A 24,768-nucleotide genomic window follows, 5' to 3' on the forward strand; every position below is an offset into this window, starting at 1 on the left:
TAAAAAAGCCGACATATGTCGGCTTTTTTATTGTAGGAGACTCAGTGCACTACCAATTGATCCAAACCCAAAATGAGCTAAATACGTTTGTAGAACAAATAAAAAACAAACCCATTCTTGCTATTGATACCGAGTTTATGCGCCGCCGTACTTTGTATCCCGAAGTTGCACTCATTCAAGTTTATGATGGCGAACATTTAGCACTCATCGACCCGCTTGCAGAGCTTTCCTTATTTGATTTTTGGCAGATACTTAAAGATCCAAACGTGTTAAAAGTACTTCATTCTCCTTCTGAAGATATTGAGGTTTTTCAAAAATACGCAGGTTTTGTTCCTTATCCATTGTTTGATACTCAGTTTGCACTTCAGCTATTAGGCGAGGGTAACTGTATGGGGTTTGCCTTAATGGTAAAAACCTTGTTGAATATTGAAATTGATAAAAGTGAATCGCGTACCAATTGGTTACAACGTCCTCTCACTCAAAAACAACTTGAATACGCTGCGGCCGATACGTTTCACTTACTGCCCTGTTTTGAGTTAATTATAGACAGCATTAGAGCAGCTGATTTATTCGACATTGTGATCAATGAAAGTGAATTAGTGGCAAACAAGCGTGCTTTTCAAACACCAGATGAGCTACTTTATAAAGAGATTAAAAATGCATGGCAGCTTAAGCCGCATGAATTAGTGGTACTTAAAGAGTTAGCTGTGTGGCGAAGAAATAAAGCAATTCGAAAAAATCTAGCGCTTAATTTTGTTCTTAAAGAGCACAACATGACTGAAATAGCTAAACGAGGTCCTTCAAGTTTAAATGCCTTGAGACAAATTCCGGGTGTTGAGCCTATTGAAGTGAATCGTTCAGGGGTTGAAATTTTAAAGTGCATTGAGCAGGCTAAAACAGTTCCACATGAGCAGCACCCACAAGTACTAAAACGTTTAATTGATTTTCCTACGTATAAAAAAGTAGCGAAAGAAATCAAACAAAAAATTACGAAAGTTGCTAAAGAGCACAATATACCAGAAGACGTCATGGCATCTAAAAAGCAAATTAATCAGCTAATTAGTTGGAATTGGAAGCTAACAGATGAGCAAAAATTAAATCACATAAAGCCAGATTTACTCAGTTCATGGCGCTATGACTTTGTTAAAGATGCTCTAAAAGAGTGGGATAATTAAAGTCATAAAGGCGAGTGATAAACAAATAAAAAGGGCGCTTAGCGCCCTTGTTTGTTATTTCTTTTCTTCGTCAGGTAATGTGACATTGAGCTCGAGTACGGCTAAATCGTCTTCATTTTGATCAAACTGAACTTGAACCGCATCGGCGCCTACATTTACGTACTTACGAATGACATCTAATATATCTTGCTTTAATTGCGGCAAGTAATCAGGTGTACCACGCTGAGAACGTTCGTGCGCGACAATGATCTGCAATCGCTCTTTTGCTAATGACGCACTGTTTTTCTTTTCTGAGCGGAAGTAGTCAAGTAAAGACACATTAACCTCCAAATATCCGTTTGAATAAACCCTTTTTCTCAACATCTAAAAATCTAAATTCAACCGTTTCACCTAATAAACGACTGATCGCATCGGCATAAGCTTGGCCTGCGTCAGATTCGCTATCAAGGATAACGGGTTGTCCTGAGTTAGATGCACTAAGTACTGCTTGAGATTCAGGTATGACACCTAGTAAGTCGATGGCTAAAATGTCCTGGATATCTTCAACAGATAGCATTTCACCTTTTGTTACACGATCTGGATTATAGCGTGTTATTAGCAAATGCTCTTTAATGTTTTCTAAACCTTCTTCGGCGCGTTTAGATTTACTGTGTAAAATTCCTAGTATACGATCAGAATCTCGTACTGATGAAACCTCTGGATTAGTGGTTACAATTGCTTCATCAGCAAAGTACATTGCCATCATTGCACCGGCTTCAATACCTGCCGGAGAATCACAGACTATGTAGTCAAAGTCTTCTTTTAATTCATTAAGTACACGTTCAACACCTTCGCGTGTGAGTGCATCTTTATCGCGTGTTTGTGATGCAGGAAGTAAAAATAACTTCTCTACACGTTTATCTTTTATGAGTGCTTGGTTAAGGTTGGCTTCGCCATTGATTACATTAACGAAGTCATACACTACGCGACGTTCACAACCCATAATTAGGTCTAAATTACGTAAGCCGATATCAAAATCGATGATAACAGTTTTGTAGCCTTTTAGTGCTAAGCCTGTACCAATTGCTGCGCTTGATGTTGTTTTACCAACACCCCCTTTACCCGAGGTAACGACAATTATTTTTGCCATGAGATTTATCCTTTAACCAAAGCTGAAATTTCTAAAGATTCATTTTTTTGTTGTATTTGAACTGCGTTACCCCAGTGTTCACCTTGCAGTGAGTCACTGATCCAGTAATTACCATTGATTGAAACGAGTTCTGCTTCTAATTTATTACAAAATATATATGCGTTTTCTAGCCCTTTTGCACCGGCAATAGCACGGCCGCGTAGAGTTCCATAAATGTGTACATTACCATCGGCAATCACTTCTGCACCATGGCTTACTGCACCTAACACCACTAAATCACGGTCTTTGGCGTAAACTTGTTGGCCTGAGCGTACTGCACCATTAATAATTTGTGCTGGTAAATACACGGTTTTTTCAACCACTGACGTATTAGGCTCTACTCTTGCGGGTTCACTCTTAACGTCTTGTGAATAGTTTAAAACAGATAACCCTGCAGCTTTTGCTTGTTTGTGTTGCTCATCCGAACCATTACATACACCCACCGCATTAAAGCTCATGCGTTCAATAAGTGATTTTAAATGAACAAAGTCGATTGTGCTGTTTTTTACTTCAATTAAATTAACGACAATGGGGGCACCCTCAAAGAATTTTGGGGCTTGGGCTATTTTTACATACAGTTGTTCTGCTAGAAGGTTAATATCAGTACTATAAAGATGTAAAACTGATAACGTAAAAAGGTTGCCTTTTAGCTCAAAAATTTGGTCCGACATAGATGCTCAACTGGATTGTCTAGTTAGCATGTAACTTTATATAAACCTAGGCTGAACAAGGCTTTTATTAAAGTTTCCACACTAATTTTTATAACTTATTATTATTGCCATGTTATAGTGTGTAGCACTGTTAAGCAAGATTTTATAGGGCCATAATGCTAACTGCGGTATATAAAAGTAAGAAAAAAGCAGATACTTTCTTATTTATTGAAAAAAGAGACGATTTTAGTAAAGTTCCGGAACCTTTAATGGCCATGTTTGGTCAACCTCAGTACGTGATGATCATTAACTTAGCTAAGCGAACTCAATTAGGCGTAGCGGATTTAGACACTTTAAAACAGTCGCTCAGCGACCAAGGCTATTATTTACAAATTCCGCCACCAGAGGAAAACTTGCTGAGTCAATTAAGAAAACAAAATGGAGTAGATAGTGATTAAAAAATTAGCAGTTGTATTGTGTGGTGTATGTTTAAGCTCATCGGTGATGGCAAAAACCCAAGCTGAGTTTCAACAATACCTTACTAATTTAAAGCAAGAGGCAATAGCTAAAGGCTACGATACTCAGTTAATTGAGCAAGCATTTGCCACTGCATCTTATAAAGAAAAAGTGATTTCTGCAGATAAAAATCAGCCTGAAGTAAAAGAAACACTGGAAACATATTTACCAAAACGTGTGCCTCAATGGAAAATTGATCGTGCGCGTAAATTATATAAAGAAAACCAAGAAGTTTTAGAGAAGGTCGCAAAAGACTTTGGTGTTCAAGCACGCTTTATCGTGGCTATTTGGGGCTTAGAGAGTAATTTTGGTGCCATTCAAGGTGGCCACAACGTGATTTCATCGTTGGTAACACTGGCATTTGATGGACGCCGTGAAGCTCTATACAAGCGCCAATTATGGGCAGCACTGGATATATTAAAGTCGGGTCATATTACGCTTGATAAATTTAAAGGCTCATGGGCAGGTGCAATGGGGCAAACTCAATTTATGCCAACCTCATTTAATGCCTATGCTGTAGATTACAACAATGATGGCCGCAAAGATATTTGGACAACCAAGGAAGACGCGTTTGCCTCTATTGCTAATTACTTAAAGCAAGAGGGTTGGAATGACAACTTAACCTGGGGTCGCCAAGTTCAATTACCTGCTGATTTTGACCAGCAGTATATTTTAAAACGCGGTACTAAAACACGTAAGCAATGGCTTGAATATTGGAACAATTCAGAGCGCTCACTCGCTGATTGGCAAGCATTAGGGGTTCGTCGTGCTGATGGCAGCGATTTACCAAATGTTGCTGTGGATGCTGCACTAGTGATGCCTGATGATGTAAATGGGCGCATGTATTTAGCATACGACAACTACAAGGTATTTATGCACTGGAATCGGTCATATTACTTTGCAACTAGCGTGGGCTATTTGTCAGATAGAATTGCTTACCCAAAGATTTAAGCTAAAGCAAATAACTAAAAAAAGCCGCAAATTGCGGCTTTTTTGTGAGTTACATATCGACTAAATTTCTTTTTTAAATATTTTATCTTTTAGGTCAATGACTTTGCCAATCCCTGAACCTAGTTTCATTAGCTTATTAAGCTGCTCAGGAGTTAAACGTTGTAATTCTGAGGACCATTTAGTTACTGTTTCAAGTAAGTTATGGATTTCGCCCATTTGTTTTTGAGCATAAATTTCATCGTCGTTACTTGCTTCGTCTAGTAAGTTATCTCGGAGTAAGCTCAGTGTAGGCTCAACTTCACGTTTTTTGCGCTCTTCGAATACGCGATTTGCCATATCCCAAATATCGCCTGCAGGGGCATAGTACTCTTTTCTATCTCCTGGGATATGCATTACTTTGATCAGCTGCCAAGATTGTAATTCTTTGATCCCCATACTCACGTTACCGCGAGAGATACTTAGCGCATCAGCGATTTGATTTGCCGTCATTGGATCTTTAGTAATAATCAATAAACCACACATTTGTCCAATGGTGCGATTAAATCCCCAGCGGCTGCCCATCTCACCACAATGCATTACAAAGGCAAAGTTTTTTTCTGATAATGTCATTGTTACAAGTTTCAAAAATAAATGAAATCTATGCTAGCACGCTGGTTAAGTATGGCAAGACTTAAGCTGGGATAAAAAACCACGTTTTACGACTAATGATTGATATAGATTAATATTTAAGCATTTATAGTGAGGTATGTTGCGGGTATGCAACATAATCTTGCTGTTTAACGCCCTTGTTAAATAGCATAAACTTTTTATAAACGATGGAATGACTATGAAAGCAGCAATAAATACAGAATATAAAGGCAAGTTAGCGATCACCGATTTACCTATTCCAGAAGTAGGCCCTAACGATGTCCTAGTAAAAATAGCCGCTTGTGGTGTGTGCCACACTGATTTACACGCATGTCATGGTGATTGGCCGGTAAAACCAAAAATGCCATTAGTACCTGGACACGAAGGTGTTGGTGTAATAGAAAAACTAGGAAGTAATATTAAGCACTTAGAAGTGGGCGATAGAGTAGGCGTACCATGGCTATACAGTGCATGTGGCCATTGTGAGTTTTGTTTAGATGGACGCGAAACCCTTTGTTTATCGCAACATAATACTGGTTACTCTATTGACGGTGGGTATGCAGAATACTGTTTAGCTCATGGTGACTACATCATCAAAATACCGGAAGGTTTAGGTTTTGCTGAAGCTGCCCCCTTATTTTGTGCGGGCGTAACAACGTATAAAGCTTTAAAAGTGTCTGGCGCTAAACCAGGTCAATGGGTTGCTATTGTCGGTGTGGGTGGTTTAGGGCACTTAGCAGTGCAATATGCAAAAGCAATGGGCTTTAATGTTATTGCGGTAGATACTGGTAAAGAGAAAATGGCGCTAGCTAAAGAGTTGGGTGCTGATATTACGCTTGATTTTAAAGAAGTGGTGCCCAGTGAGGCCATTTTTGAGCAAGTAGGTGGCGCGCATGCTGTTGTTTGTACGGCAGTATCAAAACCAGGTTTTGAACAAGCTTATAAAAGTGTTCGCCGAGGGGGGAAATGTGTATTGGTTGGATTACCGCCTGAAGACATGCCATTGCCAATTTTTGACACCGTATTAAATGGTGTTTCAGTGGTTGGCTCTATTGTAGGTACGCGCAAAGACCTGCAAGAATGTCTTGAATTTGCTGCGCAAGGCAAAGTAAAAGCCATCATTGAAGAGAAAAAACTTGAAGATATTAATGAAATTTTTGATGACATGCTTAAAGGCGAAATAAACGGCCGCATAGTTGTTACGATTTAATATTAAGTTTTTACATGAAAAAAGCACGGTATCTCAATTGAAATACCGTGCTTTTTAAATTATTAAACTATTAAAGTGTGTAACTAAAGCTTAGCTTTGCATTACGTTCTTCACCTGGCATTCCGCCTAAAAACATGGCTTTAGAATAGTATTTTTTATTAAACAGGTTATTAATGTTTAATTGCATCTGCCAGTTGTCTGCTTTATAGCTAACCGCAGCATCATATACGGTATAAGCCGGTACGTAGCCATTATCAATACCAAATGAACTTGAGTTAGTACTACGCTTATCAACAAATGTTAAGCCTGCGCTTAAATCTATTGCGTGCGGTAATTCAAACAACGCTGCTGAATATGTTACCCATGAACTAGCTGTTACATAAGGCACCCCTTTTTGACGAGTATCATAGCTGTCACGATTTGGGTTGGTTTTATCGCGGGCGTCTTGATAAACACCGTTGATATTAACTTTCCATTGATCGTTCAAATAAGCATTTAAATCAATCTCTACACCTTTTGTTTGTTCTTCACCATCAAAGAAGCTCTCTACTACATTAGGTGCTGACACGCCGGCTTCATAAAGAGGGTTGGCATATTCTAAATTAGTACGCGCACTTTCAAATACCACAATTGATGCCAGTAATTGGTCATCAAATGCTTTAAAACGAAATCCTAAATCATTACTAACTGATTCTGAGTCGTCTCTATCGGCTTCATTACCGGCAACAGAGCCAAGAACACTGTAAGCTGTGCGCCCTTTAGAGTGATTTAAAAACAAAGCCATATCAGCGTTTACTTGATAAGTAGCACCTAGGTTATACGTTAAACCACTGTCTGAGGTATTTGCTTCTGGCGTTGGATTTGCGCGGCTTTGACTATAACGAGGGTCAACACCAAAGTGCTCGTAACTTTGTTCAATACGATTATGAGCAACACCAATACGAGTAGTGATCTTATCGTTAATGTAAGCAACATGTTGAAGGCCTACACCCCATGCTTGTACTTTTTTATTGTAATCACTGGTTTTAAGCGGATCATAATCAGCAAATTCATCCGCAGGCCAATTTGGCTGGCGTATATCAAAAATATACGGTAGTGCACCTTGATAAATCACTTCACCGTCTTTGTTTTTAATAACCTTATCGGCATCATAGATGGAGTATTGTTTAAAACGAATATCTCGGTCTTCGTAGTTGGCATTAACCAGTAATTCGTTTTCTATATTACCGAGCATAAAGTCATAACGTAAATCTAAAAAGTATTGCCATGATTTCTCATCTGCTTCTACTTGGCGATATTCTTGGCGTCTGGCCGCAAATGGGTGTAATACATTATCAACAACTAACGGTGCGCGTGGATCTTGGTTAATTACACCACGTCGGTTCCAATACACATAATTATAAGCACCTGTTTGGCGAGCAAAGCTAGAGGTGTAATTACGGTACTGTAGCTGTTGATTTAAAAATAAATCATCACTAATGTAATAATTATGCGCTAATTTGAAACGCAGCTCTTCACCTTCGTTATCCTTTGCCATCGGTGATATTATGCCATTGGTACCAAAGTTAAAGGGTGTTAAACCATCATTGCTTGCTAAAGAGTTAGCTAGTTCATTTCGTTGTACTTCACTCAATTGTAAGCCACTTGCTGTAGGGTCATTAACTAAATCGGCGCCTGATACTTCTCCTGCAGTTAAACCGTTAACCGATTCACTGTTAAAAATACGAATAGGGTGGCCAATAGAATCTACTGCAATAGCATCTTTAATATATGCCCCAGACAATACAAAAGATTGCTGGTCATTAAGCACATATTTTAAAGACGAGTAAATTTCATCGCGCTGATCTTTTAAATCACGAAAGCCATCGCTAGAGGCGGTTTTGGCCATAACCCGATAAGCTAAATCGTCGGTTATTGCATTAGTGCTATCAAGTGCAAGCGAATAACTATCCCACTGGCCAATATCCATTTCTAGGGTATGTTGCTCGTTAAACTGTGGTTTTTTTTCAATCAGGTTGATCACACCACCGGCACTACCCATACCATACAGTCCAGTTGCAGGACCCTTTAACACTTCAATCGATTCAACATTGGTTAAAGAACGAGTAGGGTTAAATGTATTGCCTAAGCCTGCTCCGCCATACATGCCATCGTAAGTGTAATTAGCGCCCAAGCCACGAATAACTAAGTTGTCACCAATGCCATAGTTATTACCCGCTTGAGTTAGTCCACTCACATTGCGGATCACATCCTGAAGTCTATCAATACCTTGTGATTCAATCAGTGCTTTATCAACAATAACCACCGGTGCAGGAGTTTCCATTAGCGACATGTCTGATTTAGTTGCTAAACCTGAATTCATCACCACTCGGTTTTGTTGCTCGTAAACGCTAATTCGTTCAATATCTGAATTAACTTGTGACTCGTTAGCCATTGCTAAACTTGCGTTTAAGCACGCTAGAGTGAGGAGAGAGTATTGAAACCTTTTCATAAACTGATAACCATTCGCATTTGTTAATTTGCGCGAATGATAATGGTTATCATTTTAAAATTAAATAAAAAGTTCAATTTTTTTTACTTTAATAGGTACGTTTGCTTGATTGTTATTCAATGTGATTTAAAAGTAATCATATTTGAAAATTTCAATGGAGTATTACAGTAGATAGTTAGTTTAGCGGAAAGATCTTTTGAATAAAATATCGATGGCTAAACGAGCAGATTCGCTAAATTTGCTAAAAAACTGTTAAGGTTGAGCGCAGCTCAACCTTATAGAGGCGTTTTGGGTTTACTGTTTGTAAACCACACCCGCTTTCATAACGAATGGGATCTGCTCTAGTGTAGAAATGTTTTTTAATGGGTTAGTGTTTACCGCTATAATATCAGCTGCAAAACCAGTTTTAATTTGCCCTAGTTGTTTATCAGCTTTTAATAATTTAGCACTATTAATGGTCGCGGCTTGAATAGCTTGTAATTCACTCATACCAAATTCAACCATACGGGAAAACTGTTTGGCATTATCACCATGCGGGTAAATAGCTGCGTCGGTTCCAAACACCATGTTTACACCCGCTTCAACCGCGCGTTTAAAACTATCGCGTTGTTTTTTTGATACCAGACGTTCTTTATTTAGATTTTCTTCATCCACGCCATTTTGTTCACCAAAGCTTAGCGTATATTCGGTATTATAAATATCCATAGACAGCCAAGTTCCATGCTCTTTTGCAAGCGCGATTGCTTCATCGTCTAAAAAGCTAGCGTGCTCAACACTATCTACACCGGCTTTAATTGCCGTTTTAATACCGTTAGTTCCATGTGCGTGAGCGGCAACAGGTAATTCACGCATGTGCGCTTCATCAACAATGGCTTTCATTTCTTCAAAGACGTATTGCTGTATGCCGACTTTTGTTCCTTTAGAGAATACACCGCCTGTGGCGCATAGTTTGATTGCATTAGCGCCATATTTTATATTTTCACGCACTTTAATACGCACAGCCCACGGGCCATCAGCAACGCCGGTGGCAGTATATTTCATCTCTGGAGGTAAGCGATTATTATCGCAGTGCCCACCAGTAATGCTCAAAGAAGGCCCTGCAGCCCAAATGCGTGGGCCGATAATATCACCTGCATTCACACCGTCTCGCACCGCAATAACACTGTAGCCCTCAGCACCTAAGTTCCTTACTGTAGTAAATCCAGCTTCTAAGGTTTGCTTAGCAAAATAGCTGGCTTTAATGGCCATTCGCGGAACAGATTGCCCTAAACGTTCACTTCGAGACACGGTTGGATCGCTGGTTAAATGTACGTGCATGTCCATTAACCCAGGTAACAGGGTAAGCGTTGGTAGGTTTATCAGTTCATCATTACTGCTAAGCTTGGGCTTTTTATTAAATTGGATTTGGCTAATAACACCGTTATCTATGGCAATCAACGGATTAGACTTAAGTTCGCCTGTTTCAACATCTAGTAAAGCTTTTGCCGATATATAGGTTGTGGCTAGTGTACTTGCACTGGTTAAGCTTATTAATGCGATTGATAGAGTCAATAAATGTTTTTTCATGTTTAAGTCATTATAATTATTTTCATTCACTTGAATGTAGCAACCATGCGCTATTGAGTAAATAATGTAGCGACGAATAGCATTGACCGTAATTGCTTTATTTAAGCTATTTAAAACCGCATAATTGGCGGGTAAAAACTAACAAGGATCTTTATGAAAGTTATTAAAATAGCACTGGTTGCCAGTAGCGTTATGTTTGCCTTAAGTGGTTGTATGAGCACCAGCTCACAATTAAACACAAATCAGTCAGTCGCACCTGTAATAAGCGAATTATCAGCCGAGCAGCAATTAGATGTGCTCGTTGCTCAGTACTACGATGAATCATTAGCTCTTAATCCATTAAGCGCTACTTATAATGGCCGCCATGAATTTGATGATCAATTTTTGCCTGAAATATCGCAGCCTAATCGCGATAAAAAAGCCGCATTTTACAAAAAATATCAACAACGCTTAACGCTGATTGATGAATCACAACTGACCGGTCAAGCGCTACTGAATTTTGAAGTGTTATCCCGAGATTTAGCCCTCAAGCTTGAGGGGATGCAATATAAAAATTATTTGTTACCGATAAATCAAATGTCGGGTGCGCATAATACCTTCGCCGGATTCGGTTCAGGGCAAAGTGCTCAGCCTTTTAATACTGTTGCCGACTACCAAAAATTTATCAAGCGTGCAGATGGTTTCGTTAAATGGCTTGCAAGTGTTGAACAATCAATGGCGCAAGGCGTTAAAAACGATGTGGTACTGCCTATGCCATTAGCAAAAAAATTACTCCCGCAATTTAAAGCGCATGTTGTTACAAGCGCAGAAGATTCTCTCTTTTATTCGCCCATTAAAGCCATGCCAGACTCTTTTTCAGCTGATGAAAAGCAACAGTTAAGATCGCAGTATACAACATTGATTTTAGATAAATTAGTGCCTGCATATCAGCGAATGAGCGATTTCTTACTTAACGATTATATTCCTTATGCCCGCGATTCTGTTGGTTATGCTGATTTACCCAATGGTAAAGCGTGGTACGACTACCAAATAAAGAAAAATACTACATTAAGTTTATCAGCGGATGAAATTCATGAGATTGGTTTAAGTGAAGTGGCAAGAATCTTAAGTGAGATGAAAACGGTTAAAGACACCGTAGGATTTGAAGGAGAATTATCAGCCTTTTTTAACCACTTACGTGACTCAGATGAGTTTTATTATAAAACAGCCGATGAGTTAATTGCCGCCTATGAACAAATTAAAGTAAAAATAGACGCTCGCTTACCAAAGTTATTTAATATTGAGCCTAAGGCTCCTTATGTTGTTAAAGCGGTTGAAGCCTATCGTGCCCAATCGGCTGCAGGAGCGTCGTATGCAGGGCCTGCTCCTGATGGTTCGCGCCCAGGTATATTTTATATCAATACATACAACTTAAAAGCACAGCCTAAGTTCTTACTCGAAACGCTGTCTATTCATGAAGCCGCTCCGGGGCATCACTTTCAAATTGCGCTGCAACAAGAGGTGCAAAGCTTACCTGATTTTCGTAAATTTGGCGGCTACACGGTATTTGCCGAGGGCTGGGCTTTATACGCAGAAAGCCTAGGCAAAGAACTGGGCTTATTTACTGACCCGTATATGTGGTACGGGCGTCTTAGCGATGAGCAGCTAAGAGCGATGCGATTAGTGCTTGATACAGGTTTTCATGCCAAAGGTTGGACACGTCAACAAGGCATTGATTACATGCTAGCAAATTCTTCAATGGCAAAAAGTGATGTTATCGCTGAAGTTGAGCGCTATATCGCATGGCCTGGGCAAGCATTATCGTACAAATTGGGTGAGTTTAAAATTAAAGAGCTCAGAGATTACGTCCACCAGCAATTAGGTGAGCAATTTGATATTAAAGCGTTTCATACGCAAATATTGATTGATGGTGCATTACCTATGCCTATTCTGGAGAAAAAAATTAAACGTTGGGTTAAATCTCAGCAGTAATAAAATCGCGCGAAGCCATGCAGATATTAGGGATTGGCTTTGCGCGCTTTGCTGCAATACGTTAGAATGCGCGCTCTTAAAAGGGGCGAGAACACCATGTTTGATCAACAATTAGCAAATACCCAATTTTGGCTTAGCAAAAGCCTGAATGAAATGAACCAACAAGAATGGGAAGCCATTTGTGATGGATGTGGAAAGTGTTGTTTAAACACCTTTATTGACAGTGAAGACGAAGATGACTTTACTGCTACCGATCAGCTAAGAGAAGGCGAGCAACTTATATTCACTAATATTGTTTGCCAATACCTTGATAACAATACCTGTGGCTGTAGTGAATACGAAAACCGCCAAACCTTAGTCCCTTCGTGCGTTAAGCTCACTAAAGAAAACCTAAAAGACATCTTTTTCATGCCCCAAAGCTGTAGCTACCGCCGACTTCATGAAGGGCGCGGTTTAGCAACGTGGCATCCGTTACTTAATAACGGCGATAAAACTAAAATGCATGAGCTAAATATTTCAGTCAAAGATAAAACAGTAAAAGATTGTGATGTAAAACTGGAAGATTTTGACTTGTATATTGCCGAGTGGCCAACCAAGGATTGCAACTAGTGAGTAAGTTACAAGCAAGTATTGGTTTAATAAACCCTAAAAGCCCAACCAATGTGGGTGGTGTATTACGCGCAGCAGGTTGTTATGACGCCAAGCAGGTGTTTTTTACCGGCAACCGTTATTTAAATGCACAAAAATTTCATACTGATACTAAAAATGTGGTGCAACGTATTCCATTAACCGCCATCGACAATTTAGCATCAGTTAAGCCACAAGACGCAAAAGTAGTGGTAATAGAGCTAATTGAAGGTGCCACTCCTTTACCCGAGTTTACTCATCCTGAGAACGCATTTTATGTGTTTGGTCCAGAAGACGGCTCTGTGCCTAAAGACGTTTTAAAATGGTGCGACGAAGTTGTGTATATCCCAACTATAGGTTGTATGAATTTAGCGGCAACTTGTAATGTTGTTCTTTATGACCGACTCGCGAAATTGGGCGGAATTCAAAGCAGCGATGAAACCATTATTTCCTCACGCGATACTAATAATAAAATGAAATGGAAAAAACAACCTTAATATACACAATATAAGCGTGAACAGGACGTGGTAGCTTTGCTCGGTTTTACTTATTCTTACATGGATGTAAGCTAATGGAATAGCGCAGGAGCAGTTATCGAGCCCACCACTAATTTACCAACCTCGCACCACGATTAAATCGCCCCCAGTTTAAAAAAATATTAATCCGCAAAGCATCAACAGATCCTAGTTAAATGTAAATAAAAGTAACTAATTAACTTAAAAAATAAGCAGTTCGTCTTTTTTTAACTCTATAAGTGTAAAAATATGTAATTATAATGAAAAAATAATAACTACAAGGTTTTACATTTTATGCATAGGGTACGTTACTTGTTTTGCTGTTGTTGGCTAATGTTACTAAGCATTCCGCTAACAGGCTGTTATTCAAAGCCTGCAGCTTTAGATCCTCAAGTAGCAAGTACTGGTGAGTCGTTATCCACGATAGCTCAAACCACAGATGTAATTTTTTACGACTTACAGCTAGTTGTCCTGCCCAGTAAGAAAAAAATTTCCGGCATAGGTAAAACCATGTTTCGAGTGCTGAAAAAAACGCAGCAAGTCGAACTCAAGCTCGATAGTCGTTTCTCTATTGAAAATGTCACTGTTGCTAAGCAATCAGCCAATTTTAGTCACCAGCAGGGCGTTATCATTATTGATTTGTATGAAGCTAAATACCCAGGTGAAGTTGTCGAGGTTGCCATTAGCTATTCAGGACACCCTCATGAAGCTACTAATCCCCCATGGAGTGGTGGCTTTGTATTTAGCCATACTGCACAAGGTGAGCCTTGGATAGCAACAGCGGTACAAGGCGAAGGCTGTGACTTATTTTGGCCTTGCAAAGATCACTTCAGTGATAAAGCCGACAGTACGCGTATTCGTGTGACAGTACCTACGGGGTTAAGTGTTGCTAGTAATGGTGTACTTAAAAAAATTATGCCATTAAAAAATAATACAACTGAATTTGATTGGTTTTTATCTGAGCCTGCGAGTGATTACAATATTGCGCTAAATATTGGTCCCTTCGAACGTATTCAACAGCAATATAAAAGTATTAACGGCACGCAGGTACCTGTTGAATTCTGGGCATTACCTGAAAACAGCCACAAAGCCACTATGCTACTCAATGATGATGTATATCAACAGCTCGCATTTTTTGAATCTGTATTAGGGCCTTACCCTTGGGGAATGCAAAAATTAGGCTTTGTAGAAACACCGCATCTGGGTATGGAACATCAAACCATTAACGCTTATGGTAAAGGGTATACCCGCGATCCAAGTGGCTATGACTGGCTTATTCAGCACGAGTTGGCTCATGAATGGTTTGGCAATTTAATGACCCATGAAAAACTCAACGATGCGTGGTTACACGAAGGCTTTGGTTTCTATATGCAACCAGCTTACAGCTTATTTAAATTTGGTGAAGCTGCTTATAACCATGCTATGTACACCGCGTATTTAGGATTAAAAAATTGCCATCCTATTGTTAAACAAGGGAAAGTTACTTCTAAAGAAGCGTTTAATGCAGATATTTATGGTAAAGGTGGTTGGACGCTTCACACTCTGCGATGGCTAATTGGAGACGAGTTATTTTGGCAAGCTGCCCGAGAGTTAGTATATGGTCAAACGCAAACAGCTAATTTGAGTTACCCAATCGAGTCGCGTTATCGCAGTAGCCAAGAGTTTATTAATATTGTTAACCGGATCACGGGCGATGATTATACGTGGTTATTTGATGTGTATTTAAAGCAAGCCGCGTTACCAACCTTAACCATGGATCGTACCAATACAGTCGCTTATTTAAGCTGGAGTAACAGCGAAAAAGATGGCACAGCGTTTAAAATGCCGGTTCCTATTTCTATAAACGGGAAGTTGACAACTCACACTCCAGTGGATGGACTGATCACTATCAATGCCAAAAAAAGTGACATTATCGTTATCGATCCACAGATGAAGGTTCTGCGACAGTTACCCATAATTAGTCAATGCCAGCAACAAAGCTAAGCTTATATAGCTTAAATTACAACTTGTCATGAGTTTAAGATTTAACCAAATACCGTTCTTTTTGGATTTTAAATCTCATTATTTATTATTATTTTTAATTATTAACCTCGCCTGAACAATATTTGCTAAGACTTTCAGTTAAAAATTTGTTAAAAAGGCAGTGGTAATAATGATTAATTCTTAAGGTACTTATGTTTAGCTCGCTAAAATTCACCTCCAAAATCACCATCGCTGCGTCATTAGTGTTAGTTTTAGTGTTAGGTGTTTTCACTATAAATAACTATTTTTCAATGCGTCATCAAACTCAAGAGCAGTTGTCGCTGGTGCTAGAGCAAAACTCAGAATCGGTTTCTAAAAACATTGCAAGTTGGCTCAATAATAAATTGGCGATTGTGATCTCTATCGCAAAAACATATCAAGATAACGATACGAAGTCTTTAACGCTTTCGCAATTAAATACCGCTGAGCTTGCCGGGGATTTTAAAAATACCTACATAGGTAAATCATCGGGGACATTTATTTTAAATGATCAAAGTGTTGTGCTCCCCAGCGATTTTGATGCTACAAGTCGCCCTTGGTATAAATTAGTAGAAAATAAAACAACAACGGCTTTTACAACCCCTTATATTGATGTGACCACCAACGAACTGACAATTTCAGCCGTTGCGCCTATTAATAGTAATGGTCAATTTAAAGGGGTAGCGGGAGCAGATATTGATATGCAAACCATCGCTGAAATTATTGGCGATATTGATTTCTTGGGACTCGGTTATGGCTTCTTACTTGATAATAAAGGGCAAATATTAAGTCACCCTGATAGTAAATTAAATTCAAAAAAAGTCGCAGATTTGATTGGTAAAAATGCACCGTTAGCAAGAGAATTTACAGAGTATCAAGTAGCGGGTGAAACCTCGCTGGTATCCTTTACTAAGATTCGTGGTATTGAAAATGTTGATTGGTATCTGGGTGTAGTAGTCAATAAAGATAAAGCGTATTCAAGTGTCTCTTCGTTTGGTCAAAAGGCAATTGTCTTTTTAATTATTGGTATTTTAGTGATTGTTGCATCACTGGAGTTTTTACTGCGTTATTTAATGCGACCTATGTATCGTCTTAATGATGCTATTAGAGATATAGCACAAGGTGAAGGCGATTTAACTTGTCGACTCAGCGTTGAGAACGATGACGAGTTTGGTCAGTTAAGTAATTCATTTAATATTTTTATAGAAAAAATTCAAAATTCAATTGTTCAAGTTAAGTCTTCAACACAGTTGCTAGAAACCGCGGTTGCTAAACTGGTTACCCAAACAGATTCAACATTAACTATGTATGACGACCAAAGTGAACGTACCAACAGTGTGGCATCTGCAATTAACCAGTTTTCAGCCACTGCAACAGAAATTTCAACTAGTGCAAGTAATGCCTCAACACTTGCTAAAGATGCTGATCAATATTGCGCTAAAAATCAGCAAACACTAACGAATAACGTTTCGAGCATTCATCAACTTTCGCAAAATATAGAGCAAGCACAAGAAACAATTAATAGTTTAGATTCACATACTGCTAATATCGGTAATGTACTTGCGGTAATCAAAGGCGTGAGTGAACAAACTAACTTGCTTGCTTTAAATGCGGCAATAGAAGCGGCACGTGCAGGTGAAGCGGGAAGAGGGTTTGCCGTTGTTGCTGATGAAGTCAGGCAATTAGCACAACGTACTCAGCAATCAACGCAAGAAATTGAAAATACGGTAATTGAACTACAAAAAGGCTCAAGCTCTGCCGTTGAGCTGATGAAAACCAGTTTAGAAGAAAGTGAAAAAAGTGTTCAGCAAGCTGATGCAGTTGGCGATGTAATGAAACAAATAATTAGTGCGATAAAGCAAATAACCGACGCTAATCATAGTGTGGCTAATGCTACTGATGAGCAAAATCAAGTTGTTAAATCATTACATTCAGATATCCATGTTATTAGCGACCTATCGATTCAAGGTCAATCTAACCTTAACCTCACTTTAGAAGAGTGCACTAAGCTCAAACATCAATTCAGTGACTTAGAGCGCATGGTTAAAAAATTCAAAGTATGAGCAGTAAAACAAAAATAAATAAACCAAACTGGCTCAGTTTAATCAATATTGATAGTGTTTATAGCTTTGATAGACAACGCCAAGCGTTTTCGTTATTTACCATGATAACGATTGCCTTGGTGTTAATTACCTATTTAGTGATTATAAACCATCGCATTTATGAGCCCATATTAACTGCCTCTTTAGTGTCAGTTAATTTAACAATTGTAGGATGCATTGTTTATTTTATAAAAACTAAACAGCTTAATGCTATCGCGTTAATTACCTTGATGATTGTATTTGTGATGTGCTTAGCTTTAGTATCCACCGGGGGTAAAGAAAACACCGCGTTATATTGGCTAATGTTTTATCCTGTAGCTGTATTTGCCATACTGGGTGTAAAACTTGGCGCATGGTTAAGTAGCGCCATGTTATTGAGCTGTATTGTTATGTTGTATGGCCCCGATATGGGGCAGGTTATGTATGGTGAGGTAGAAAAGACCCGTTTTGTTGCTGCATTTTCATTAGTGCTGGTGTTTTCTTTTATCGGTGAGTATTTTCGTCACAGAAGCCACCTTGCCATTGCAGATATCACCTTAGAACAAAAACAACACGCCTATACAGATCAGCTTACAGGCGCACCCAACCGCCGTTTTATTACTTCACATTTTTTAAAGCTTGCTGCTTCACGGCCAGCGCATTATTTGCCGCTGTCTATTTTGCTCATTGATTTAGATAACTTTAAACAATTAAATGATACCTACGGCCATGATTTTGGCGATACCGTATTAATAGAGTTTACTAAATTATTAGAGTCGCAATTTTCTGCAACCGCCCTTAAAGCCCGTTATGGTGGCGAAGAGTTTGTGGTTATTTTACCGCAGATGACCACCATAGAAGCCAGTATTTTGGCTAATCGTTTTAGAGAATGCGTGCAACATCATGTAATATTAACTGATAAACAACAACGAGTATCGTTAACTTGTAGCATTGGCATTGCACAAGCTAATCATATTGATGACTACGACAGTGCATTAAAACAAGCCGATGAGTATTTATATCAGGCAAAATCACAAGGGCGCAATAAAGTCATATTTGCGCATGGCGAGTATGTCAGTCAATAAGCTTATTTATGTGCATGATCCTATGTGTAGCTGGTGCTGGGGATATAAGCCTACGTGGCAAAAACTTGAATCGGCTCTAGCAAATATTCTGCCTATAGAATATAGAATCGGAGGTTTAGCTGCTGATAGCGACCAGCTAATGAGTGCCGATATGCAGTTGCAACTACAAGGCATATGGCAAAACATTAGCAACCAATTAGGCACTGAGTTTAATTTTAATTTTTGGCGAGAATGCCAACCGCGCCGTTCTACTTATCCCTCCTGCAGAGCGGCTTTAATTGCTCGTAGCTTTAACAAAGAGCCACAGATGATTGACGCTATTCAACAAGCGTATTATTTAAAGGCGCAAAATCCATCGGATGAAGACGTGCTTATTAAACTATGCGAAAAAATTGGTTTAGATCCCTGTTTATTTACTCAGCAGTTACACTCTAAGGAACTTAAGCGTCGCTTTGATGATGAGCTTAACTTTGTTCGCAGTTTACCTATTCAAGGTTTTCCGTCGTTAGTATTAATAAAAAACAATAGCGCATACCCCATTGCTATTAACTACACAGATTGGCGGCAAACGCTAAGTGAAATACAATCTTACTTATAAAATTTACACTTCAAACATTACCCCTGCACTTTAAATTCGGCCAATAAGGCTAATTTATTACCGCTGTCATAAAAGCGACTTTTTTACGCAACACGCTTGTCATTTTTAATCTATACACTTTTGCTCATTGAAACTATCTCGCTTTAAATTGTTTTTTAATAAACAGGCTAAAGCGACTAGCAAATCCGATAATTAACGAGCAAAGGTGTATACGATGAAAGGCGTTAAACCATTAATTTTAGCTGGTATTGTAGCCGCAAGTGCAGCAGTCCACGCCAATGATTTAAACACGGTAATTGATAAAAGCAGCGAAATTAATAATTTAGCTGCGCAATCACAAACGAAAATAGACAAGATTGCAGATTCAATGCAAGGGCGTTTACAGCAATTCAAAACCCTAAATAAAGAAATAGATGGTTTAGCCGTTTATAACGCACAGCTTACAAAACAGTTAAATAATCAAATAGAAGAGATGGAATCGCTTAATTTATCGATGGATCAAGTATCGATTATTGAGCGCCAAATAACCCCTTTAATGCTTCGTATGATCACTGGGCTTGAACAGTTTGTTGCCTTAGACGTGCCGTTTTTAAAGCAAGAGCGAAAGCAGCGTCTTGAATCATTAAGTGCAATGATGGAACGCGCTGATATTACATCAAGTGAAAAATTTCGTCGTGTCTTAGAGGCTTATCAAGTTGAGGTTGACTACGGACGCACTATTGAAGCGTATACCGCATTGCTTGATGTGGACAATAAAGAACGTGAAGTCGACTTTCTGCGCATTGGTCGTTTAGAGCTAATTTACCTTACCCGCGATGGCAAACAAGCAGGTAGTTGGGATCAACAGTCACAGTCGTTTGTTGCACTGCCTGATTCAACCATTAGTCAAATTAATAAAGGGCTTCGCATTGCTCGCAAACAACTAGCCCCCGATATGTTAACACTGCCAATTCATGCTGCAGAATAAGAGGTTTACCATGAAATTATTAACGAAAATGACAAAAATGGCCGTGTTTGCAGCCAGCTTAGGTTTTTCAGGTGCGATGTGTGCCGCTGAACCAATGAATTTGGATGCTCTATTAAAAACGTTAGAGCAGGGTAAATCAGCGCAATCAGAACAAAATAAACAACGCGAACAAGAATTTGTAGCACGTCAAAATGAACAAGTGCAAATGCTTAAAAACACCCAAGCTAAACGAAATCAGATGCTTAGCGAGTCAGAGCGTTTAGAAACGCAGTTTGAAGAAAACGAAATTAAATTGGCTAATCTGACCGATACTTTATCAAAGCGTATGGGGTCATTAAAAGAGCTATTTGGTGTGCTACAACAAGTTGCTGGAGATTCTAGCAACAAGTTTGCAACCTCGGTGGTATCGGCTCAGTTACCTGGGCGTAGTACTTTTATGGACGAATTGGCGCAAAAAATGGGTTCTACCTCAAAGCTTGCGTCTATTGAAGATATCGAAAAGGTTTGGTTTGAGCTACAACGCGAAATGACCGAACAAGGAAAAGTAAGCCGCTTCAATACTGATGTAATTGTTGACGGTGGCAATAAAGTACAAAAAGAAGTGGTACGTGTGGGTGCATTTAACCTTATTAGTGACGGTCAGTACCTAGAGTATACGCCTTCTACCAATACCATTAGCCAGCTTACTCGCCAACCAAGTAGCCGCTTTACTGCGACTGCGGCTGATTTGCAGCAAGCAAACACCGGTGTGGTGCCGTTTGCGCTTGACCCAACGGGTGGTTCAATTTTAGGTTTGTTAGTACAAGCCCCTGATACCAGCGAGCAAGTTCATCAAGGTGGTACAGTTGGTTACGTTATTTTAGGCGTTGGCTTATTAGCGTTATTAATTGCGTTAGAGCGTTTTGTATCGCTCCTGCTGATGGGTGGAAAAATCCGTCGTCAATTAAAAGACGATACAGCCCGTGATGATAACCCGCTAGGGCGCGTCATGAAAGTGAAAGACCAATATCCTAATGTAGCGTACGACACGCTTGAACTTAAGTTAAGCGAAGCCATTTTACGCGAAATGCCAAAAATCACCCGTAATTTAACGCTTATTAAAATTATCTCTGTAGTAGCGCCATTGCTGGGCTTACTCGGTACGGTAACTGGGATGATCAATACCTTCCAAGCAATTACTTTATTCGGCACTGGCGACCCTAAACTAATGGCAGGCGGTATTTCGCAAGCCTTGGTTACTACGGTATTAGGCCTTGTTGTTGCTATCCCTACGGTGTTTTTATACACCTTATTGAATACTCGCTCAAAAGGCTTACTGCTTATTTTACAAGAACAAAGTGCAGGTATTATTGCCGAGCGAAGCGAGAAAGGAGCTTAAACCATGGTGCTATTGATTGATTCAATCAATGCTATCCGTGATTTTCTCGACACGGGTGGCCAAGTTCTCTTGGTCATTGCCGTGTTAATTTTCGCGATGTGGTTATTGATACTCGAGCGATTTATGTACTTTTTTAATGGCTATCGACACTACAAAAAAGACGTTAAAAATACGTGGAAAACTCGTAGTGAACGCAACAGCTGGAATGCAGAGCAAATACGCCAGGCCATGGTGTCACGCGCAAGTATGCGATTAAACGCAAACTTACCACTGATTAATGTGATGGTGGCGCTGTGTCCACTATTAGGTTTACTCGGCACAGTTACAGGGATGATAGAAGTCTTCGATGTAATGGCTATTACTGGTACAGGCAGCGCACGCTCTATGGCATCGGGTGTGTCAAAAGCAACCATACCGACAATGGCAGGAATGGTCGGTGCGTTATCAGGGGTGTTTGCCTCAACCTATTTACAGCGTAAAGCAAAGCGTGAAGTTGAATTGTTGCAAGACACTATGGTGTTAGACCACTAAATAATTATTGAAAAGCGGTGAACATAATCACCGCTTGTTCTAGGAGAAGTAAAATGAGAGCCCCATTAGGTAATTTATTCCAAGAAGATGAAGCAGAAGAAATAAACATGACTCCTATGCTGGATGTTGTATTTATTATGCTTATTTTCTTTATTGTTACAGCCTCGTTTGTAAAAGAAGCCGGTATTGATGTAAACCGCCCTGAAGCGGCAACTGCTGTAAAAAAAGAGCGCGCTAACATATTAGTGGCTATTTCAGATCAAGGCGAAATTTGGATCAATAAACGTCAAATTGATGTACGTGCTGTACAAGCCAACATTGAACGCTTAAAAGCTGAAAATCCACAAGGCAGTGTGGTTATTCAGGCCGATAAAAAAGCCACTACAGAAACCTTGATAAAAGTGATGGATGCCTCGCGTGCAGCGGGTGTATTTGATGTTTCAATAGCGGCTCAAGAAGGGTAACGAGTGATGCGTTATGTACTTGCGTTAATTATAGCGGGTGTGGTGACCTTTATGCTGTTTTTAGGTATGCAGGCATTGATCACCGGCGGAGAAGGCGCCATGACGGAGCCTGCAAAAGGGAATGTATTAGATTTTGTCCGTTTGAAAAAAGAAGAAACGGTACAAAAAAAGGAGCGTAAACCACAAAAGCCACCAACACCTAAAGAGCCACCACCGCCAATGGAATCGCCACAAATGCAAAGTAGCGACAACAACGCTGCTAGCAACAACTTTGATTTTGCTGCCAATGTCGATGCTGATGTAAATCTAGCGGGTGGATTAGCGTTAGAAACCAGTGACGGTGAGTATTTACCGATAGTAAAAGTGGCACCGGTATACCCAAGGCGTGCTTTGTCGCGTGGTATTGAAGGGTATGTCATTGTTGAGTTTACAGTGACCAAGCAAGGCACAGTGAAAGAGCCACAAGTCATTAAAGCCGAGCCAGAGTCACTGTTTGACAGAGCAGCGATGGATGCGGCCCTTAAGTTTAAATATAAACCGCGCGTTGTTAATGGCGAAGCTGTTGAAGTAGCCGGTGTGCAAAATAAAATTTCTTTCCAAATTAATGGTTAATTCTATTAAGTAAGTAAAGAGTGAACGTGAGGCAATTATGAAATTAAAACTAACAACCAAGCTATTAAAGCTTAGCATGTTGTGCACTGTTGCAATCAGTGCCAGCATTGTTACACCAAGTGCATTGAGTGTACTTCCGAGTGTAAATTTGACGACAGTACAGGCTGCTGAAAAGCAGAAAACAACACGAGTTCCCGCACTGCGTGAAAAGGTATACAGCCAATTAGCTCGCGCCCAAAAACTTGCGGATGATGGCGACAGTAAAGCGGGTTTGGACGCGCTTGACAGTATACAAGCGCGCTTATCAAGTATGAACTCTTATGAAATTGCGATGATGCATAACTTTTATGGGTTTATTTATTACAATGAAAACGACCTAGTTAAAGCGATTGCCTCATTTGAAAAAGTGATTGCAGAAGATGGCATTCCAGAGACATTGCGTTTGAGCACAACATTCAGTTTAGCGCAGCTTGCAATGGCTAACAGCGACTATGAAAAGGTGATCGCATTTTTAGATAAATGGGATGTCATTAATACAAAGCCAAAAACTGATGCATATTATTTATTAAGAGCGCAAACCTACTATCAATTAAAAGACTATGAGCAAGGCCTGAGTTACATTACCAAAGCCATTAACTTAAGTGATAGCGAAGGCAAAGTACCAAAAGAAAACTGGCTGGTACTGCAACGTGCTATGTATTACTCACTTAACCAAACGGATAAAGTAGTCAGCGTACTTGAGCGTATGGTAAAGCTATACAACAAACCTGAGTATTGGGTGCAATTAGCCGGTATGTACGGTGAAACTGGGCAAGAAAAACAGCAGCTTAGTGTTTTAGAAGCGGCTTACCAGCAAGGATTTTTAACCTCTAAATCTGACCTAAGACAGCTTGCACAGGTATATTTATATAATCAGCTTGCTTACAAAGCCGCCAGTGTAATGAGTAAGGCAATAGAGCAGGGCATTGCTGAACCAACAGCTAAAAATTATGCCTTTGTAGCCGAGGCCATGGTACAAGCTAAAGAAGATGCTAAGTCGATTAGTTACTTTACCAAAGCTGCAGAGCGTTCACAGCATGGGAAATACGACCAGCGCTTGGCTGAAGTGTATGTAAACACAGAGCAGTATGACGAAGCAGCTGATGCAGCACGAATGGCACTGGATAAAGGCGGCCTTGATTTTGAATCAAATGCGTTTGTTGCTTTAGGAATGGCACAATACAATTTACAAAATTTTGATGCATCTATCCTTGCGTTTGAACAAGCTGAAAAGCACAAAAAATCGCAACGTTTAGCCCAGCAATGGATCAAATATGTAAAACGCGAAAAAGTGCATGCGCAAACATTAAAAACAGCACTGCTTTAATTTTTATAGTGCGATTATTAGCTCTTAATTGACGCACTAAAAACCATTTCATAATTGCACTACTCAAACCACACTAACATTTAGTTTGTGTGGTTTTTTTGCGCGCACTTTTAAAGCAACCAATTGATTTTTAATTAATTAACATTGTCATTTTATGTTTATTAAAGTGTAACTTCATTGTCATAACACTCCCGTATTGTACTTCGTATTCGATAACT

23 protein-coding genes are annotated in these 24,768 nt (G+C 39.5%); 17 read left to right on the forward strand and 6 right to left on the reverse strand.

The window, feature by feature from the left end; translation table 11 throughout:
• The first annotated feature begins 44 nt into the window (after positions 1–44).
• Positions 45–1,175 carry a ribonuclease D gene (gene rnd, locus AN392_RS05160; protein WP_055012055.1) on the forward strand — a complete coding sequence of 377 codons (1,131 nt, stop codon included), beginning with the start codon at positions 45–47 and terminating at the stop codon, positions 1,173–1,175.
• A 54-nt stretch (positions 1,176–1,229) separates the two neighbouring features.
• Here the strand turns inward: rnd and minE are convergent, their stop codons facing one another.
• From minE to minC, 3 genes are read right to left on the reverse strand one after another with little or no spacing between them, the layout of a single operon-like run.
• Positions 1,230–1,493, reverse strand: coding sequence for a cell division topological specificity factor MinE (minE, locus tag AN392_RS05165; protein ID WP_008111532.1), 264 nt, complete (start codon positions 1,491–1,493; stop codon positions 1,230–1,232).
• 1 nt (position 1,494) lies between these two features.
• A complete protein-coding gene (gene minD, locus AN392_RS05170) occupies positions 1,495–2,304 on the reverse strand; it encodes a septum site-determining protein MinD (protein WP_008111531.1) in 810 nt (269 codons plus the stop codon).
• Positions 2,305–2,309: 5 nt separating this feature from the next.
• Entirely contained in the window at positions 2,310–3,014 is a 705-nt protein-coding gene (gene minC, locus AN392_RS05175) for a septum site-determining protein MinC (protein ID WP_008111529.1), read from the reverse strand.
• 155 nt (positions 3,015–3,169) lie between these two features.
• Here minC and AN392_RS05180 point away from each other — a divergent pair, with 155 nt between their 5' ends.
• Both AN392_RS05180 and AN392_RS05185 read left to right on the forward strand, forming a co-directional pair.
• Positions 3,170–3,451 carry a YcgL domain-containing protein gene (locus AN392_RS05180; RefSeq protein WP_008111526.1) on the forward strand — a complete coding sequence of 94 codons (282 nt, stop codon included), beginning with the start codon at positions 3,170–3,172 and terminating at the stop codon, positions 3,449–3,451.
• Positions 3,444–4,460, forward strand: a complete 1,017-nt coding sequence (locus tag AN392_RS05185; protein WP_054201590.1) for a lytic transglycosylase domain-containing protein — start codon at positions 3,444–3,446, stop codon at positions 4,458–4,460. The genes AN392_RS05180 and AN392_RS05185 overlap by 8 nt, the downstream gene beginning before the upstream one ends.
• A gap of 60 nt (positions 4,461–4,520) precedes the next feature.
• Here AN392_RS05185 and AN392_RS05190 read toward each other — a convergent pair whose 3' ends face one another.
• Positions 4,521–5,069 (reverse strand): GbsR/MarR family transcriptional regulator, encoded by a 549-nt coding sequence (locus AN392_RS05190; protein WP_010388849.1) that lies wholly within the window; start codon positions 5,067–5,069, stop codon positions 4,521–4,523.
• 217 nt (positions 5,070–5,286) lie between these two features.
• Between AN392_RS05190 and adhP the strand changes: the two genes are divergently transcribed.
• Positions 5,287–6,297, forward strand: a complete 1,011-nt coding sequence (adhP, locus tag AN392_RS05195; RefSeq protein ID WP_054201589.1) for an alcohol dehydrogenase AdhP — start codon at positions 5,287–5,289, stop codon at positions 6,295–6,297.
• A gap of 70 nt (positions 6,298–6,367) precedes the next feature.
• On the opposite strand, the gene AN392_RS05200 is transcribed toward adhP, so the two are convergent.
• A complete protein-coding gene (locus tag AN392_RS05200; protein WP_055012056.1) occupies positions 6,368–8,788 on the reverse strand; it encodes a TonB-dependent siderophore receptor in 2,421 nt (806 codons plus the stop codon).
• A 294-nt stretch (positions 8,789–9,082) separates the two neighbouring features.
• A complete protein-coding gene (locus AN392_RS05205) occupies positions 9,083–10,354 on the reverse strand; it encodes an amidohydrolase family protein (RefSeq protein WP_055012080.1) in 1,272 nt (423 codons plus the stop codon).
• A gap of 153 nt (positions 10,355–10,507) precedes the next feature.
• Between AN392_RS05205 and AN392_RS05210 the strand changes: the two genes are divergently transcribed.
• The 13 genes from AN392_RS05210 to AN392_RS05270 all read left to right on the forward strand — a co-directional run bounded on the left by AN392_RS05210 (position 10,508) and on the right by AN392_RS05270 (position 24,550).
• Positions 10,508–12,325, forward strand: a complete 1,818-nt coding sequence (locus AN392_RS05210; RefSeq protein WP_055012057.1) for a DUF885 family protein — start codon at positions 10,508–10,510, stop codon at positions 12,323–12,325.
• A gap of 96 nt (positions 12,326–12,421) precedes the next feature.
• Entirely contained in the window at positions 12,422–12,934 is a 513-nt protein-coding gene (locus AN392_RS05215) for a YcgN family cysteine cluster protein (RefSeq protein ID WP_008468055.1), read from the forward strand.
• Positions 12,934–13,449: an RNA methyltransferase gene (locus tag AN392_RS05220; protein WP_055012058.1), complete on the forward strand. Its 516-nt coding sequence runs from the start codon at positions 12,934–12,936 to the stop codon at positions 13,447–13,449. Before AN392_RS05215 ends, AN392_RS05220 begins: the two co-directional genes overlap by 1 nt.
• 312 nt (positions 13,450–13,761) lie before the next feature.
• Positions 13,762–15,450 carry a M1 family metallopeptidase gene (locus tag AN392_RS05225; RefSeq protein WP_235575572.1) on the forward strand — a complete coding sequence of 563 codons (1,689 nt, stop codon included), beginning with the start codon at positions 13,762–13,764 and terminating at the stop codon, positions 15,448–15,450.
• Positions 15,451–15,641: 191 nt separating this feature from the next.
• Positions 15,642–17,531 carry a methyl-accepting chemotaxis protein gene (locus AN392_RS05230; RefSeq protein ID WP_054201584.1) on the forward strand — a complete coding sequence of 630 codons (1,890 nt, stop codon included), beginning with the start codon at positions 15,642–15,644 and terminating at the stop codon, positions 17,529–17,531.
• Positions 17,528–18,634 carry a GGDEF domain-containing protein gene (locus tag AN392_RS05235; protein ID WP_055012060.1) on the forward strand — a complete coding sequence of 369 codons (1,107 nt, stop codon included), beginning with the start codon at positions 17,528–17,530 and terminating at the stop codon, positions 18,632–18,634. Before AN392_RS05230 ends, AN392_RS05235 begins: the two co-directional genes overlap by 4 nt.
• Entirely contained in the window at positions 18,621–19,232 is a 612-nt protein-coding gene (locus AN392_RS05240) for a DsbA family protein (RefSeq protein WP_055012061.1), read from the forward strand. The genes AN392_RS05235 and AN392_RS05240 overlap by 14 nt, the downstream gene beginning before the upstream one ends.
• A gap of 214 nt (positions 19,233–19,446) precedes the next feature.
• Complete coding sequence (locus tag AN392_RS05245) at positions 19,447–20,199, forward strand: DUF3450 domain-containing protein (RefSeq protein ID WP_010388835.1); 753 nt, start codon at positions 19,447–19,449, stop codon at positions 20,197–20,199.
• Positions 20,200–20,209: 10 nt separating this feature from the next.
• A complete protein-coding gene (locus AN392_RS05250; RefSeq protein WP_055012062.1) occupies positions 20,210–21,577 on the forward strand; it encodes a MotA/TolQ/ExbB proton channel family protein in 1,368 nt (455 codons plus the stop codon).
• 3 nt (positions 21,578–21,580) lie between these two features.
• Positions 21,581–22,108 (forward strand): MotA/TolQ/ExbB proton channel family protein, encoded by a 528-nt coding sequence (locus AN392_RS05255; protein ID WP_008111501.1) that lies wholly within the window; start codon positions 21,581–21,583, stop codon positions 22,106–22,108.
• A 53-nt stretch (positions 22,109–22,161) separates the two neighbouring features.
• The gene (locus tag AN392_RS05260; RefSeq protein WP_008111500.1) at positions 22,162–22,572 is read left to right on the forward strand and encodes a biopolymer transporter ExbD; all 411 of its coding nucleotides are present in this window, start codon (positions 22,162–22,164) and stop codon (positions 22,570–22,572) included.
• Positions 22,573–22,578: 6 nt separating this feature from the next.
• Positions 22,579–23,184, forward strand: a complete 606-nt coding sequence (locus AN392_RS05265) for an energy transducer TonB (RefSeq protein WP_008111498.1) — start codon at positions 22,579–22,581, stop codon at positions 23,182–23,184.
• Positions 23,185–23,221: 37 nt separating this feature from the next.
• On the forward strand, positions 23,222–24,550 hold the full coding sequence (locus AN392_RS05270) for a tetratricopeptide repeat protein (RefSeq protein ID WP_055012063.1): 1,329 nt from the start codon (positions 23,222–23,224) through the stop codon (positions 24,548–24,550).
• Positions 24,551–24,768 lie beyond the last annotated feature (218 nt).

The sequence above is a fragment of the Pseudoalteromonas sp. P1-16-1b genome (assembly GCF_001401785.1).
GTDB classification, from domain to species: Bacteria; Pseudomonadota; Gammaproteobacteria; order Enterobacterales; family Alteromonadaceae; genus Pseudoalteromonas; species Pseudoalteromonas undina.